10 protein-coding genes and 1 pseudogene are annotated in these 13927 nt (G+C 74.7%); 6 read left to right on the top strand and 5 right to left on the bottom strand.

Going from position 1 to position 13927, the window contains the following annotated elements:
* The first annotated feature begins 293 nt into the window (after positions 1–293).
* Entirely contained in the window at positions 294–2087 is a 1794-nt protein-coding gene (locus ACIBEA_RS32335) for a serine/threonine-protein kinase (protein ID WP_399266749.1), read from the top strand.
* Between the two features lie 13 nt (positions 2088–2100).
* Here the strand turns inward: ACIBEA_RS32335 and ACIBEA_RS32330 are convergent, their stop codons facing one another.
* On the bottom strand, positions 2101–2904 hold the full coding sequence (locus ACIBEA_RS32330) for an SGNH/GDSL hydrolase family protein (RefSeq protein ID WP_399266748.1): 804 nt from the start codon (positions 2902–2904) through the stop codon (positions 2101–2103).
* 199 nt (positions 2905–3103) lie between these two features.
* On the opposite strand from ACIBEA_RS32330, the gene ACIBEA_RS32325 reads away from it, so the two are divergent.
* Together ACIBEA_RS32325 and ACIBEA_RS32320 are read left to right on the top strand one after the other, a co-directional pair.
* Complete coding sequence (locus ACIBEA_RS32325; RefSeq protein WP_399266747.1) at positions 3104–4201, top strand: DUF5925 domain-containing protein; 1098 nt, start codon at positions 3104–3106, stop codon at positions 4199–4201.
* Between the two features lie 9 nt (positions 4202–4210).
* Entirely contained in the window at positions 4211–4756 is a 546-nt protein-coding gene (locus ACIBEA_RS32320) for a hypothetical protein (RefSeq protein WP_399266746.1), read from the top strand.
* A gap of 52 nt (positions 4757–4808) precedes the next feature.
* Here the strand turns inward: ACIBEA_RS32320 and ACIBEA_RS32315 are convergent, their stop codons facing one another.
* Positions 4809–5195 carry a GntR family transcriptional regulator gene (locus ACIBEA_RS32315; protein ID WP_399266745.1) on the bottom strand — a complete coding sequence of 129 codons (387 nt, stop codon included), beginning with the start codon at positions 5193–5195 and terminating at the stop codon, positions 4809–4811.
* A gap of 92 nt (positions 5196–5287) precedes the next feature.
* On the opposite strand from ACIBEA_RS32315, the pseudogene ACIBEA_RS32310 reads away from it, so the two are divergent.
* The 3 genes and pseudogenes from ACIBEA_RS32310 to ACIBEA_RS32300 form a co-directional block, all read left to right on the top strand.
* Positions 5288–6217 (top strand): annotated as a pseudogene (locus ACIBEA_RS32310) (GNAT family N-acetyltransferase); the annotation flags it as partial.
* Positions 6215–6730 carry a DUF402 domain-containing protein gene (locus tag ACIBEA_RS32305; protein WP_399266809.1) on the top strand — a complete coding sequence of 172 codons (516 nt, stop codon included), beginning with the start codon at positions 6215–6217 and terminating at the stop codon, positions 6728–6730. The pseudogene ACIBEA_RS32310 and the gene ACIBEA_RS32305, both read left to right, overlap by 3 nt.
* Before the next feature lie 240 nt (positions 6731–6970).
* Positions 6971–8074: a lytic polysaccharide monooxygenase gene (locus ACIBEA_RS32300; RefSeq protein ID WP_399266744.1), complete on the top strand. Its 1104-nt coding sequence runs from the start codon at positions 6971–6973 to the stop codon at positions 8072–8074.
* A 54-nt stretch (positions 8075–8128) separates the two neighbouring features.
* Here ACIBEA_RS32300 and ACIBEA_RS32295 read toward each other — a convergent pair whose 3' ends face one another.
* The 3 genes from ACIBEA_RS32295 to ACIBEA_RS32285 form a co-directional block, all read right to left on the bottom strand.
* Entirely contained in the window at positions 8129–8989 is an 861-nt protein-coding gene (locus ACIBEA_RS32295) for an esterase/lipase family protein (protein ID WP_399266743.1), read from the bottom strand.
* Positions 8990–9244: 255 nt separating this feature from the next.
* The gene (locus ACIBEA_RS32290) at positions 9245–10312 is read right to left on the bottom strand and encodes a DNA polymerase thumb domain-containing protein (protein ID WP_399266742.1); all 1068 of its coding nucleotides are present in this window, start codon (positions 10310–10312) and stop codon (positions 9245–9247) included.
* On the bottom strand, positions 10309–13905 hold the full coding sequence (locus ACIBEA_RS32285) for a DNA polymerase III subunit alpha (RefSeq protein WP_399266741.1): 3597 nt from the start codon (positions 13903–13905) through the stop codon (positions 10309–10311). Before ACIBEA_RS32285 ends, ACIBEA_RS32290 begins: the two co-directional genes overlap by 4 nt.
* Positions 13906–13927: the final 22 nt, after the last annotated feature.

Here is a 13927-nt window from a genome sequence, read left to right as displayed (position 1 = left end):
CCCGTACGAAGGCACCCGGCCCGGGCAGGGTAACCCTATCGCCCTCGCGTGGCAGTCGGGTATCCCGGTCGCGTGAATTACCCCTGTAGTGGTGGGTAGTTGACGATTACTCAGCGCAGTTGACGGTCACTCTCCGAAGTGATCCGGCGTCACGGGGCTGCCGCGGGGCCCGTCGACGGGGCGGACGGCCCCGCGGAAGTGCGATGCGGAGAGTTGTAGCGCGACGGGCGTCACACCACGGACGATCGGTTAACTTGGAGTGATCACCCCGTTACCCGGATGAGGGGGCTCGTGTGAGCGGAGAGCCGAGCGGCGACGAACGCGTGGTCGCGGGACGGTACCGGCTGCTGGGCCCGCTGGGTCAGGGCGGCATGGGCATCGTCTGGCGGGCCCGGGACGAGGTCCTGGGCCGCGAGGTCGCCGTGAAGGAGGTCCGGGCCCCGGCCGGTCTGGACGAGGCCGACGTGCAGCGGATGTACGCGCGCCTGGAGCGCGAGGCATGGGCCTCGGCCCGGGTCACGCACCGCGGGGTGGTCACCGTCTACGACGTGGCCACCGACGGCGGGCGGCCGTGGATCGTGATGGAGCTGGTGCGCGGACTCTCGCTCGCGGAGGTGCTGGAGGCCGATGGCCCGCTGACCCCGCAGCGGGCCGCGCACATCGGCGAGCAGGTGCTGTCGGCGCTGCGCTCCGCGCACGAGGCGGGTGTGCTGCACCGTGACGTGAAGCCGGGGAACGTGCTGATCGCCAACGACGGCCGGGTGCTGCTCAGCGACTTCGGGATCGCCCGGCTGGAGGGCTCCTCGGCGATCACGATGACCGGCGAGGTGATCGGCTCCCCCGAATACCTGGCGCCGGAGGCGGCGCTGGGCACCGCGCCCGGGCCCGCCTCCGACCTCTGGTCGCTGGGCGTGATGCTCTACGCGGCGGTCGAGGGGCACACCCCCTTCCGCCAGGACACCCCGGTCGCCACGCTGCAGGCCGTGGTGGACCGGGAGCTGCCGCCGCCACGCCACGCCGGGGCGTTGACGCCCGTACTGGAGGGGCTGCTGCGCAAGGACCCGGCCCTGCGGATCTCCGCACCGGAGGCGGCGCGGATGCTGCGGGTGGTGGGTGCGGGCGGCACCGTACGGGCGGAGGGCGGACCGCTGTCGGGGCCCGATTCGCCGACCACGACCGCGCACCACGGCGACGGCCAGGGACACGGGCACGGATCCGGGCACGGACCGGCCGGCGGCCCGGGACAGACCTACGGTCGGCACCCGGGCGCGGGATCCGGATCGGGCGCGGGCCCGGATCGGGACGCGGGGCCGTACGGGGCGCCCGCACTCCCGCCGCCCGCGCCTGGATCCGGGTCCGGGTCCGGGTCCGGCTACGGGACCGCATCGCGGCCGGGTTACGGGCCCGCCGCGGACTCGCCCCGCACCGGTCGGGCCGGTCTGGTGCTCACCGCCGGGATCGTGGTCCTGCTGCTGGCGTTGGCCGTGCTGGGCTGGCTGCTGCTCAAGGACCGTACGGGCGGGGCCGCGGGCGGCAGCGGTGCGACGGACGGGCCGGGCAGCTCGCTGAGCGCCTCCCCCGCCGGCTCCGCCCCGACGCCCTCGGCCACCCCGTCGCCCAGCCCGTCACCGAGCGGTTCGGCGACGCCGGACCAGAAGGTCACGGTGTCGGTGCACGCGGTGCGCGACCGGTACTCGGGCTCCTGCCCGCCACCCGAGGCGTCCGCGCCCGCCTTCACGGCGTCCCTGGAGGTGGTCCGTACGCCGGTGGTCGTGGAGTACCGCTGGACCACCCGCAGCGGGGTGAGCTCCGCGCCGGACTGGCAGGCCGTCACCTTCGAGGCGGGCGGGCCCACCGTCCGGGAGCTGTCCTTCACCGAGCTGAGCCACCGCCCCGGCGCGACGCTGGACGACGCGGTGCGGGTGGAGGTGCGGCGGCCGGGCGCGCTCGCCTCCGATTGGGTGAACTTCTCCGTCAGGTGCGCGGCGCAGACCCCGTCGGGCGGGGCCTCCTCTCCCGGCACGTCCGGTACCTCCGGTTCGTCCGGCGCGCCGAGCCCGTCGTCCAGCCCGGGCCCGACGCCGTGATGATGCCGGTTCCTCAGGCCGCGCTGGTGAAGACCGGCAGGTAGCCGCCGGACTGTCCGGCCGCGGTCGGGTGGTAGGACTCGCCGATGTTGGCCCAGTTGAGACTGTGCAGCCACTCGCTGCCCGAGCAGATCTCGTGCCCGGTGAAGGCGCTGGTCACCGAGGCGAAGCGGAAGCCGTGGTTGGCGGCGCGCTTGGCGAGCGCGGCGTTGAGGTAGTCGGCCGCGCCGTCGATCGCGGCGCGCTTGCCCTCGGACAGGCCCGCGACGCAGCTGCCGCCGAGCTTGTAGAAGCGGGGGTAGCCGAGGATCACCACGTGCGCGTTCGGCGCGCGCGAGGCCACCGCGTCGTACACGGCGTCGAGTTTGCCGGGGAGGGTGGAGTCGACGTACGCCTTGGCCTGGTTGACGCGGTTGACGCAGCTGGACTCGGACTGGAGCACACAGGTCGTCATGACGTCGGAGAAGCCGGCGTCATTGCCCCCGACGGTGAGGCTGACGAGGTCGGTCCCGGTGTTCAGCGGGGCGAGCTGGTTGGCGCGGACGTCGTCCGTCCGGGCGCCCGAGCAGGCGGTGAAGGAGAAGGTCTGGGGTGCGTGCGCGGCGGCCCAGAGGGCTGGGTAGGCCCGGCTGGTGCGCTTGCAATCGCCGCTGGAGCTGTCGTAGTTCCCGGATCCGACACCGGAGGAGTACGAGTCGCCGAGTGCGACGTAGCCGAAGTCCGCCTGGGCGGCGGAGGCCTGTCCGGCGCCGAACAGGGCGGCGCCCGCGGCGAGGAGAAGCGAGGAGGTTAATGCGGCAAACCGTGACAATCTCATGTACGGCTCCTTGTGGGGGTTTCGTCTCGTTTCCGTGGTACAAGGAGCGGGGCCTGTCTGGAAGTGTTCATGCCAAGAATGTTCGGGGCGGAGTTCCGGTCGGAATCTTCACCCCGGGTGCGTTTGAAGAGGGAACCCGCGCACCCGTTCCGGCGAAACACGGGTGCACGGGGCCACTTCGTGCCGGATCATGGGCGCCATGCCAGCCAACCCTCATGACGCGCTGCCGATCCGGCTCAACGTCGACGACAGCGACTCCCCGTCGGACGTCGTCGACGCACTGTTCCTCGGCCGGTTCGCGTCGGGCGAGCAGCCGTACTCGCACAGCGTTTCCATCGAGCGGGTGAAGGCGGGGGCCACCCTGGTCCCGCCCGCCGCCACCGTGCTGCGCTCGGCCCGCGACTCCGACCGGAGCGCCACCCTCGCCGAGGGCGAGGGGTGGACCATGCTCGTCTCGCGTTGGAGCCGGGGCGCGGACGTCACCGTGACGGCGGTCAGCGACGAGTTGGCCTCCAGCGTGCTCGGCGAGGCCACCGAGGGCGTCCAGGACGAACCCGAACCGCAGCCCGAGAACGTCACCATGGGCTTCTGGTACGTCTCCCCGCGCCGCGGCCCGTACCGGACGACCCGCCAGATCGCCGCCGGCACCTGGGCCGAGGTGCGGCCCAACTACACCGCACCCGTGGCCGGTGCGCTCGACCGGCTGATGAAGGTGACCCCGGACGACATCGCGGGGCGGCTGCTGCTGCTCCACGGGCCGCCCGGGACCGGCAAGACCTCCGCGCTGCGCACGCTCGCCCGGTCCTGGCGCGACTGGTGCCAGGTGGACTGCGTCCTCGACCCCGAGCGGCTGTTCAACGACGTCGGCTACCTGATGGACATCGCCATCGGCGAGGACGAGGGCACGGCCAAGGGCCGCTGGCGGCTGCTGCTGCTGGAGGACTGCGACGAGCTGATCCGCGGCGAGGCCCGACACACCGCCGGGCAGGCGCTGTCACGGCTGCTGAACCTGACGGACGGTCTGCTGGGCCAGGGCCGCAACGTCCTGGTCGGCGTCACCACCAACGAGGACCTGGAGCGGCTGCACCCCGCCGTGGTCCGGCCCGGGCGTTGCCTGGCCCGGATCGAGGTCGATCGACTGACCCACCGCGAGGCCGTGGAGTGGCTCGGCACCGACGAGGGGGTGCCGCGCGAGGGGGCGACCCTGGCCGAGCTGTTCGCGCTCCGGCGCGGCACGGGCCCCGCGTCCCTGCTGCCGCCCCAGGGTCACGGGGCGGACGCGGGGCTGTACCTGTAGGGGCGGGGCGTGTCCATGTGGTGGGACGTGGTGCCGGACGAGCAGCGGCAGCGGTGGACGTCGGATCCGTTCGTGCGCGTGGGACCGCTGCGTTTCGGCATGCGGCCCGATGAGGTGTCCGCCGCGCTGAGCGACGTCACGGCGGAGTCCCAGCGGTACGTGCACCGCCATCCGGCGGCCGGGGGCGCCCCCGCCGTCGTCACGGAGGGCGACTACCGGGAGTTCGGCCTGAAGCTGTACTACCGGGAAGGGCGGCTGGCCGCGGTCGTGGTCGACGCGCTGCGCGGGCCGCAGGTCAGCGCGGGTGCGATGGCGCTGGTCGGTCGGGTCCCCTCCGTGGTGGAGCGGTGGCTGGTCGAGCGGGCCGAGGCCGCGGGGCCCCGCGCGGAACTCTCCTACCTGGACGCCGGCGTGCCCGGCTCGGACTCGCTGGGCGTCGTGATCGACGTACAGCGGGCGGGGGACGGCCTGCTCACCCGGCCGGTGTTCGTTCCCGAAGAAGCCCTGGACGACCTCCCCCACTTCCTTCCCGCGGGGGCGTGGTCGGCGTGCTGAGGACCGCTCGACACGCCCGTAGGCCCGCCGGGCCGCCCGGCCGGTCAGCCGGTCAGCCGCCGTACCGCGCCCGCAGGGCCGCCGCGGCGGCGGCTTCGGCCGCCTCGCGGGTGAGGCCCAGCCGGTGGGCGCGCTCCGCGTAGGCCTGGGCGGCCGTCGCGGCCTCGCGATCGGCCGTGCCGCCCTCGGCGGCGATGAAGGTGCCGTTACGGCCGCGGGTCTCGATCACCCCGTCCGCCTCCAGCGCCCGGTAGGCCTTGGCGACCGTGTTCGCGGCCAGGCCCAGCTCCTCCGCCAACCCGCGCACCGTCGGCAGTTTGAAGCCGGCCGGCAGCCGCCCCGAGCGCGCCTGCCCGGAGATCTGCGCGCGCAACTGTTCGTAGGGGGCGGCCGCACCGGCCGAGCCGTCAAGGGCGAGCTTCAGGTTCGTCGAGGTCACGGGCCCGATTGTCGCCCATCCCCGGGCCGCTGACCGGCCATCGGCGGGAAATTCGGAGGCGGGCGCCGCGAGGGCGAACGTAGCGTCGGAGCATGACCGTTCTGATTCGTGACCTGCGCCCCGGCGACGGGGCGGACGCCGAAGCCGTCGTCCGCGTCCGCCGGGCCGCGCTCCCCTACATGATCACGACCGCCGAGGGCGTCGCCTTCGAACTCGACTCCGCCCACCCCGACCGGCACTACCGCCTGCTGGTCGCCGAGACGCCCGACGGCACGGTGGTGGGCAGCGCCCAGGTGGGGATCGCGCACGACAGTCCCGAGCCGGGTCAGGCCTTCCTGAACGCGTACGTCGACCCCGCGCACCGGGGTCTGGGAGCGGGCGGCCCGCTCGTGCGCGCGGCGGAGCGGCACCTCGCGGAGTTGGGTGCCGTCGACGTGTTCGCATGGGTCCTGGACGAGCCCGCCCACCGCTCCTTCGCCGAGCGGCGCGGGTACCGGGCCAGTCGCTCCGCCCACTTCCTGCGCCTGGACCTCACCACCGCGGCCCTGCCCGAGCTGCCCGCCGCCCTGCCCGCCGGGGTCGAGCTGCGCCCGGCCGCCGCGTTCGAGGCCGATCCGCGACCGCTGTTCGAGGCCGACGCCGAGGCCTCCTCGGACGAACCGGGCGACGTGCCCACGGACATGGACGACTACGAGGACTGGCTGCGGCACATCTGGCGTGCCCCCGCCCTGGACCGGCAGCTGAGCATGGTCGTCCTCGTCGACGGCGAGGTGGCGGCCTTCACCGCGGCCCACACCGACGGCGCCACCCGCTACGCCTCGGCGATGACCGGCACCCGGCGCGCCTTCCGCGGCCGGGGGCTGGCCAAGCTGGCCAAGGCCGCTTCCCTGCACCGGGCCCGGGCGGCGGGCTACACGCAGGCGTTCACGGGCAACGACAGCGAGAACGCCCCGATGCTCGCGGTCAACAAGGGCTTCGGCTACGAGATCTGCGCCTCCGAGGTCCGCTACGCGAAGCGGGTGTCCGCGCCGGAGCCCGACGGGGCGCGGGTCCTGCCGAGGACGCTCACGGTGACCCTGGTCAAGGCCGGCGTGACCAAGATCCGCTATCCCGCCGACCTGCTCGCCGACACGGGCACCCGGGTGTCCGTACGCGCCCCGTGGGCGGCCCCGGGCGTCCGCGACTTCGGCTTCGTCCGCTTCGAGCCGGGCGACGTGTTCACGGAGCACTTCTGGCGGGACCGCTGGTACGCCGTCAAGGAGGTCCGCAGCGGCGCGGGCGTCCTCAAGGGCTGGTACTGCGACATCACCCGGCCCGCGGTGGTCCGCGACGGAGAGGTCGTGGTGGAGGACCTCGACCTCGACCTGTGGGTCTCGGCGGACGGGTCGCAGGTGATCCGCCTGGACGAGGACGAGTTCGCGGACAGTGGCCTGGCGGAGCGGGACCCGGGGGCGGCGGCCGAGGCCGTCGCGGCCCTCGATGCCCTGGAGCGGCAGGCCCGCTCGTCGGCGGGCCTGAGAGCGCTCCTGGCCTGAGGCGTGGGCTGCCGGGACCGCGGGGCGCGCTCGCGGGCCCCGTTCCTGAGCGGGCTCTTACCGGTGCCTTAAGTGGAGCCTAAGGATCGGCTCCTGGGGGCCCAAGGTCTCGGAACGGGCGGTTCCGGTGGCTAGCTTGGGCGAGCCAGGGAGGGCCGGAGGCGGCGTCGTCACCCCGTGACGGGGACGGCGCCGCACAGCCCGTACCACCCGTACGCCCCGCTCAGAGGAGTTCTGCCCATGCCCGCACGCCGCCCGCACGCCGCCACCCGCACCGCCGCCCGGATCGCCGCCCTCGGCCTCGCCCCGCTCGCGGTGGCCGCGTACGCCGCCGCGCCCGCCGCGGCGCACGGCTCGATGACGGACCCGGTCAGCCGGGTGGCCGCGTGCTACGCGGAAGGGCCGGAGTCCCCCAAGTCGGCGGCGTGCAAGGCGGCCGTCGCGGCGAGCGGCGCGCAGGCCTTCTACGACTGGAACGCGGTGAACATCGCCAACGCGGCGGGCCAGAGCAAGAAGCTGATCCCGGACGGGCAGCTGTGCTCGGCGGGCAACAGCAAGTACAAGGGGCTGGACCTGCCCCGCGCCGACTGGCCGGCCAGCCCGATGGCGGCCGGCGCCCACACCTTCCGCTACAAGGGCACCGCTCCGCACAAGGGCTCCTTCGAGCTGTACGTCACGAAGGACTCGTACGACCCGACGAAGCCGCTGAAGTGGTCCGACCTGGAGGCGACGCCGTTCCTGAAGGTCGGCGACCCGGGGATGCAGAGCGGTGACTACGTCTTCTCCGGCACCGTCCCGAAGAAGACCGGCCGCCACCTCATCTACAGCGTCTGGCAGCGTTCGGACAGCCCCGAGGCCTTCTACACCTGCTCCGACGTGGTCTTCGGCAAGGACAACGGGGGCAGCGGGGGCAATGGAGGCAATGGGGGCGACGCGGGCGGCGGCACGCCCCCCACCACCGTGCCCGGCGCGGACCCCGCGCAGTCCGCGAACCCGTCCGGGCCGGCCGCCGGATCCACCGCGCCCGGCTCCGGGTCGACGACCGGGCCGACGAGCGGGCCGGCGACCGGGCCGAAGGCTCCCACGGACCAGCAGATCGCGGACGGCGCGGGCAAGTCCACGGTCGAGCACGCCGGGCACGGGGACAACGACCCGAAGACCAACGGCTCCTCGGCCGTTCCGGTCGCGGCCGGGTCCCCGGCCACGGGCAACCTCGCCGAGACCGGCGGGGACAGCTCGACCCCGATGATCGCGATCGCCGGCGCGGGCACCCTCGCGGTGGGCGCTGCCGTGCTCTTCGGGGTGGCCCGTCGCCGGGCCACCACCGGTCGTCACGGCCGCTGACGCCCGCCCACTACGCCGGACCGCCCGCCCACTACGCCCCGGACCGCCTGCGCGTCAGTCGAAGACCGACGCGCAGGTGGTCCGCCGCGCGTGCTGCGGGTCGAGCGCGTTGGCCGCCTCGTGCCAGGCGATCCGGTCGGTGAGGCCGATCGCGACGTGCTCCGAGAGGTCGACCGCGCACAGGTCCTGGAGCAGCACGTTGTGGACGTTCGGACCGTCGAGGAACTGGCTGCGGTAGGGGGTGACCACCTCGTCGAAGCGGGTCGTGATGACGGTGTAGGCCACCCCCGGCACGGTGTCGCCGCCCGCGTTCAGCTTGGTCAGGAAGGGCGAGCCGGCGATCTGGTCGGCCAGCCCCGGGGTGGCCGAGTTGATCAGGTCCCCGGCGCCGGGGAAGTAGGGCAGCAGCTTGGTCAGGCCGAGCAGGGTGGTCCCGTGGTTGTCGGGGGCGATCCCGACCAGCGCGTTGACCTTGGCCGCGCCGCCGAGGAACTTCAGGTAGTAGTTCGGCATCATGCCGCCCTGCGAGTGCCCGACGATGTCGGTCTTCGCCGTGCCGGTGGAGGCGAGCACCTTGTCGACGAAGACGTCGAGCTGGCCGGCGGACTTGTCGATGGGACCGAGCCCGTTGAAGAGGGGCACCCCGGGCAGCTGGCCGTAGTCGAGGGAGTAGACGCAGTACCCGCGGTCCACGAGGTACGGGGCGAACCCGAGCCAGTTGTCGACGGAGTTGCCGAAGGTGCCGTGGACCAGCACCACCGGGCGCGGGTGCGCGGCGGACGGCTTGCAGGACCAGTTGTTCCATCCGCTGTGGGGGGCGGAGGCGGCTTGCGCCGACCCGGTGGGGACCAGGGCGGCGGCGGCAAGGGCCAGGACGGCCAGGGGGCGGAGCAGGCGTCGTCTCCAGGGCAGCATCGAGTGATCTCCTAGGGGGATCCGCGCAGCGCGAACTGGGCGGGGCAAGGGGAGGTACGGCGGGGGAAGTCCCGTGATCCGGATCACATGGAGGTGCTGCTGCCGCCAAATTACGGGCGAGTAGCAAGACTTGGAAGTTACGCGTCAGTAAAGAATGCGTGTCGCGCGGCGAATCGGTTCACCTATGACGTACGGGCGTTCTACGGGGCAGCACTTGAACGGTTCGGCGGTCCGGCCGTCATGCCGCCGGGCCCGTCATGCCGCCAGGCTGCCGCGGGCGATGGCGGCCGGCCCGAACCGCGCCCGGATCCGGTCCGTGACCGCCTCCAGCCGCCGGGCCTTCTCGTCCTCGGGGTCGAAGGTCAGCTGCCGGGCGGCCCGGTCGGCCGGGGTCAGGTCCTCGGCGCGCAGGGAGAGCGCCCGGACCCGGGCCCGCTGGAGCCCCAGGGCCGCGTGCACGGCGTAGGCCGTGGCGGTCAGGGCGGCCGAGTGGGCGCTGGCTTCGGGCAGCACCCGGGTCCGGGTCAGGGTGGTCCGGTCGGCGCAGCGCACGGTGAGGGAGAGGGCGCGGCAGACCTGGTCACCGGCGCGCAGCCGGGCACCGAGCTCCTCGGCGAGGGAGAGCAGGGCGCGGCGGTGGCGTACGGGGTCCAGCTCGTCCCGGTCGAAGGGGCGCTCGGCGGCCAGTGACCGCGCGGCCGCGCCGGGCAGCACCGGGGTCCGGTCGATGCCGTGGGCCCGCTCGTACACCTCGCGCCCGACCCGGGGCCCCAGGATCCGCCGCAGGGTCGCGGGCGGGGCGGCCGCGAGCCGGCCGACGGTGTCGAGGCCGTAGGAGCAGAGCCTCCGGGCGGCCCCCCGGCCCACCCCGGTCAGGGCCGCGACGGGCCGGCCGGCCAGGAACTCCCGTACGGCGGCGGGCTCGTCCGGGACCACCACGGTGCGCCCGGGGCCGGCCCCGCGGGCCGCCATCGCGGCCAGCATCGGGTTCCCGGCGGCGCCGATGGCGCACTCGGCCCCGTACAGGGCGAGGGCGCGCACCCGGATCACCGCGGCCAGGTCCGCCGTGTCCCGCCCGAAGTAGCGCAGCGCGCCCCGGAGGTCGGCGAGGGCGCCGTCGGGCGGGAGCGGCTGGACCACCGGGGTGAGGGCCCCGAGCAGGCCGAGCAGGCCGGCGTGGGTGTCCGCGTCCAGCGGGACGCCGTCGACCCGGCGAAAGCGCAGGCACAGCACCGGCGCGGCGCCCCCGCCGAGCACGGCCGCGCCCGGGCCCGCGTCCGACCCCGCACCCGCGTCCGACCCCGCCTCCGGCCCCGCGCTCATCCCGCGCTCCCCGGGCTGGAGTGCCAGAGCTTGCGGCCCGTGGCGGGGCCGGTGCCCGGCGGCTGGAGGTCGGCCCAAGGGTTCAGCTCGTACCCCGTCGCCAGTCGGATCGTCCGCCCCGGGCCCGACACGGCCTGCTCCGGCGGCACGGCCGGTGCGGCCGGAGCAGCAGGTTCGGCCGGTGCGGCCGGTTCCGCCAGTCGGGCCGCGACCGCCTCCAGGCCGCCCGTGGAGCGCAGTTCGGCCAGCTCGGCCAGGTTCCAGGCGGCCGCGCCGACCACGCTCAGGCTCTGCGGGCCGCGCCGCTGGACCACTCCGCGCACCAGCAGCAGGAAGGAGTGGAAGACGGTGTGCGCGCACGCCGCGTGGCTGTCGTCGAAGAAGGCGAGGTCGACCAGGCCGCTGCCGTCGTCCAGGGTGGTGAAGATGACCCGCTTGCCGGAGCGGATCGGCGGGGTCTGGGTGGCCGCCTTGGCACCCGCGACCAGGACGGTCTGGCCGTGGGCGGCCGTGCGCAGGGCGCGGGCCGTGACCACGCCCAGCTCGGCCAGGAAGGCGCGGTGGTCCCCCATCAGGTGGCGGGAGGCGTCCATGCCCAGGACGCCGAGTTCGGCGCTGAGCCGCTCGGCGTCGTCCAGGTCGGGCAGGCCGACGGAGGCCGTGGACCGCCCGCCGTCCAGCGGGAGTTGTGGTCCGTGAGCCCCCTTCGCCCGCTGCGCGCCGTGCAGTTCGGACAGGTGCAGCAGCAGGTCGCGGCGGTTGGCGCCGAAGGCGTCCAACGCGCCGACCTGCGCGAGCCGTTCGGCCACCGGCCGGCTCGGTCGGGCCCGGTCCCAGAAGTCGCGCAGGGAGCCGTAGGGCTGCCCGGTCTCGATCCGCGCGGATTCGCTCTCGCTGATGCCGTGCACGTCGAGGAGCGCGAGCCGCAGCCCCCAGCGCTGCGCACCGACCGGATCATCGGACACCAGTTCGATGCGATGGGTGACCGCGGACCGGTTCACGTCCAGCGGCAGCACCGGCACCCCGCGCCGCCGCGCGTCCGCGAGCAGCAGCCGCTTGGGGTACATGCCGGGGTCGTGGGTGAGCAGCCCGGCGTAGAAGGCGGCCGGGTGGTGCGCCTTGAGCCAGGCGGACTGGTAGGTCGGCACGGCGAAGGCCACCGCGTGCGCCTTGCAGAAGCCGTACGAGCCGAAGGCCGCGACGATCTCCCAGGTCCGGGCGATCACCTCGGGCGCATAGCCGAACTCGGCGGCCCGGGCCGCGAACCACACCTTGATCCGGGCCTGCGAATCCGGGTCGGACAGCCCGCGCCGCACCCGGTCGGCCTCGTCCCGCCCGCAGCGGGTCATGATGTCGACGATCTCGATGATCTGCTCGTGGAAGACGACGACCCCGTAGGTCTCGCGCAGCGGCGGCGCCAGGTCCTCGTGCGGGAAGCGGACCGGCGCCCGCCCGTGCCGGGCCTCGATGAAGGGGCGCACCATGTCGGCGGCGACCGGGCCGGGACGGAAGAGCGAGATGTCCACGACGAGGTCGTGGAAGGTGGCGGGCTGGAGCCGTCCCACCAGGTCGCGCTGGCCGGGCGATTCGATCTGGAAGCAGCCCAACGTCTCGGCGGAGCGGATCAGTTCGTACGTCGCCCCGTCGCCCGGCGGCACCTGCGCCGGGTCGTCCAGGTCCAGCTCCCGCCCCGTACCGCGCCGGATCTCGGCGACGGCGTGCGCCATCGCCGACTGCATCCGCACCCCGAGCACGTCGAGCTTGAGCAGCCCGAGGTCCTCCACGTCCTCCTTGTCGAACTGGGACATCGGCAGCGGGGCGCTCCCCGGGCCCGCGGCGCCCAGGGGGACCTCGCCGCTGGTGGGGACCACCGGCGTGCGCGCGAGCAGCGAGGCGTCGGAGAGCAGCACTCCGCACGGGTGCATGGCGACCCCGCGCGGCAGCGCGTCCAGCGCCTCGACCAGCTCCCAGAACAGCCCGTGCGCCCCGCCCCGCTCCTGCCGTTCGCGCACGTCGCGCAGCTCGGGCAGCTCGGCGAGGGCCGCGCGGGCGTCGCGGGCCCGGACGTGCGGGAACGCCTTGGCGAGCCGGTCGGTCTCGGCGGGGTCCATGGACAGGGCGGCGCCCACGTCGCGGATGGCGTGGCGGACCCGGTAGGTCTCGGGCATGGCGACGGTGGCGACCCGTTCGGTGCCGAAGCGGTCGATGATCGCGCGGTAGACCTCCAGGCGGCGCGCGGACTCCACGTCGATGTCGATGTCGGGCAGGACCCGGCGGCGCTTGGACAGGAAGCGCTCCATCAGCAGCCCGTGCTCGACCGGGTCGGCGTGCGCGATGCCGAGGAGGTGGTTGACCAGCGAGCCCGCGCCGGAGCCGCGCGCGGCCACCCGGATGCCCATGTCCCGTACGTCGTCCACCACTTGAGCGACCGTCAGGAAGTACGAGGCGAAGCCGTGGTGGGCGATGATGTCCAGCTCGCGGCGCACCCGCTCCTGGTACACCGGGTCGTCCGCGTGCCCGCGCAGCACCATGCCCGCCGCGCAGCGGGAGGCGAGCACCCGCTGGGCGGTGCGGTGGGCGGCGCCGACGAGCCGGGGCTCGGGGAAGTGCACCTCGCCGATGCCGAGGTCGTCCGCGGGGTCGACCACGCAGGCTTCGGCGGTGGCACGGGTCTCGGCCAGCAGGTCGCGGGCGCCGGAGGGACCCAGACCGGCCGCGAGCGCGATGCGCTCGGCGGCCTCGGCCATGGTGGCGGGATCCTTGAGCCAGCGCTCCCCGCTGTCGAGGCCGCGCCGGGGGTCGACCGGGACGAGCCGGCGGGCCGCGTCCAGGACGTCGGCGACCCGGCCCTGGCCCTGGTCGGCGTAGCGCACGGCATTGCTGAGCACGACCCGCACACCCTGGTCGGCGGCGAAGCCGACGGTGCGGGCGGCGAGGCGCAGCGAGCCGGGGCCGGTGCCCGCCCGGGCGCCGCCGCGGCCGTGGTCCACGGCCTCCAGGCGCAGGTCGTCGCCGTAGCGCTCGCGCCAGGGGGCGAGCAGTCGGGCGGCCCGGTCGGGGCGGCCCGCGGCGAGCGCGCGGCCCACCTCGGAGTCGGGGCCGAGCAGGACGTACACGCCGCCCGCGCCGTGCAGGGCGTCCCAGGGCAGCAGCGGGGAGCCCCCGCCGCCGCCCCGGGGGCGGGCATGGGCGGCGCTGATCATCCGGCACAGCTCGGCCCAGCCCGCGGCTCCGTCCCGGGCGAGGAAGAGCGCCCGGGTGGCGGATTCGTCGATGAAGGCTCCCCCTTTGACGGGGGTGACGGGCGTGCGGAGCCGGTGCGAGAGCTGGCCGCCGCGGCCGGAGGCGGGACGGGACCCGGAGCCGGCGGCGGGGGCCGGGGCCACCGCCAGTCCGACGCCGAACAGCGGCCGGATCCCGGCCTTCTCGCACGCCTTCAGGAACCGCACCGCACCCGCGAGGGTGTCGCGGTCGGTGAGCGCGAGGGCGTCCATGCCCCGCTCCGCGGCGCGCTCCGCCAGCCGCTCGGGGTGCGAGGCGCCGTAGCGCGCGGAGAACCCCGAAACGGTGTGCAGATGCGTGAAACCAGGCATCCGCGGCCTCCTGCTTCGCTCG

This window comes from Streptomyces sp. NPDC051555, from assembly GCF_044454405.1.
Lineage (GTDB): Bacteria > Actinomycetota > Actinomycetes > Streptomycetales > Streptomycetaceae > Streptomyces.
Note: the sequence above shows the minus strand (reverse complement) of the source record. Positions and strands in the feature narration are given on the sequence as shown.

What these genes read in the sequence shown, in the direction of transcription:
- ACIBEA_RS32330 (WP_399266748.1), bottom strand. Translation starts at nt 2,904, where the DNA reads ATGAGATTGTCACGGTTTGCCGCATTAACCTCCTCGCTTCTCCTCGCC.
- ACIBEA_RS32325 (WP_399266747.1), top strand. Translation starts at nt 3,104, where the DNA reads ATGCCAGCCAACCCTCATGACGCGCTGCCGATCCGGCTCAACGTCGAC.
- ACIBEA_RS32300 (WP_399266744.1), top strand. Translation starts at nt 6,971, where the DNA reads ATGCCCGCACGCCGCCCGCACGCCGCCACCCGCACCGCCGCCCGGATC.
- ACIBEA_RS32295 (WP_399266743.1), bottom strand. Translation starts at nt 8,989, where the DNA reads ATGCTGCCCTGGAGACGACGCCTGCTCCGCCCCCTGGCCGTCCTGGCC.
- ACIBEA_RS32290 (WP_399266742.1), bottom strand. Translation starts at nt 10,312, where the DNA reads ATGAGCGCGGGGCCGGAGGCGGGGTCGGACGCGGGTGCGGGGTCGGAC.
- ACIBEA_RS32285 (WP_399266741.1), bottom strand. Translation starts at nt 13,905, where the DNA reads ATGCCTGGTTTCACGCATCTGCACACCGTTTCGGGGTTCTCCGCGCGC.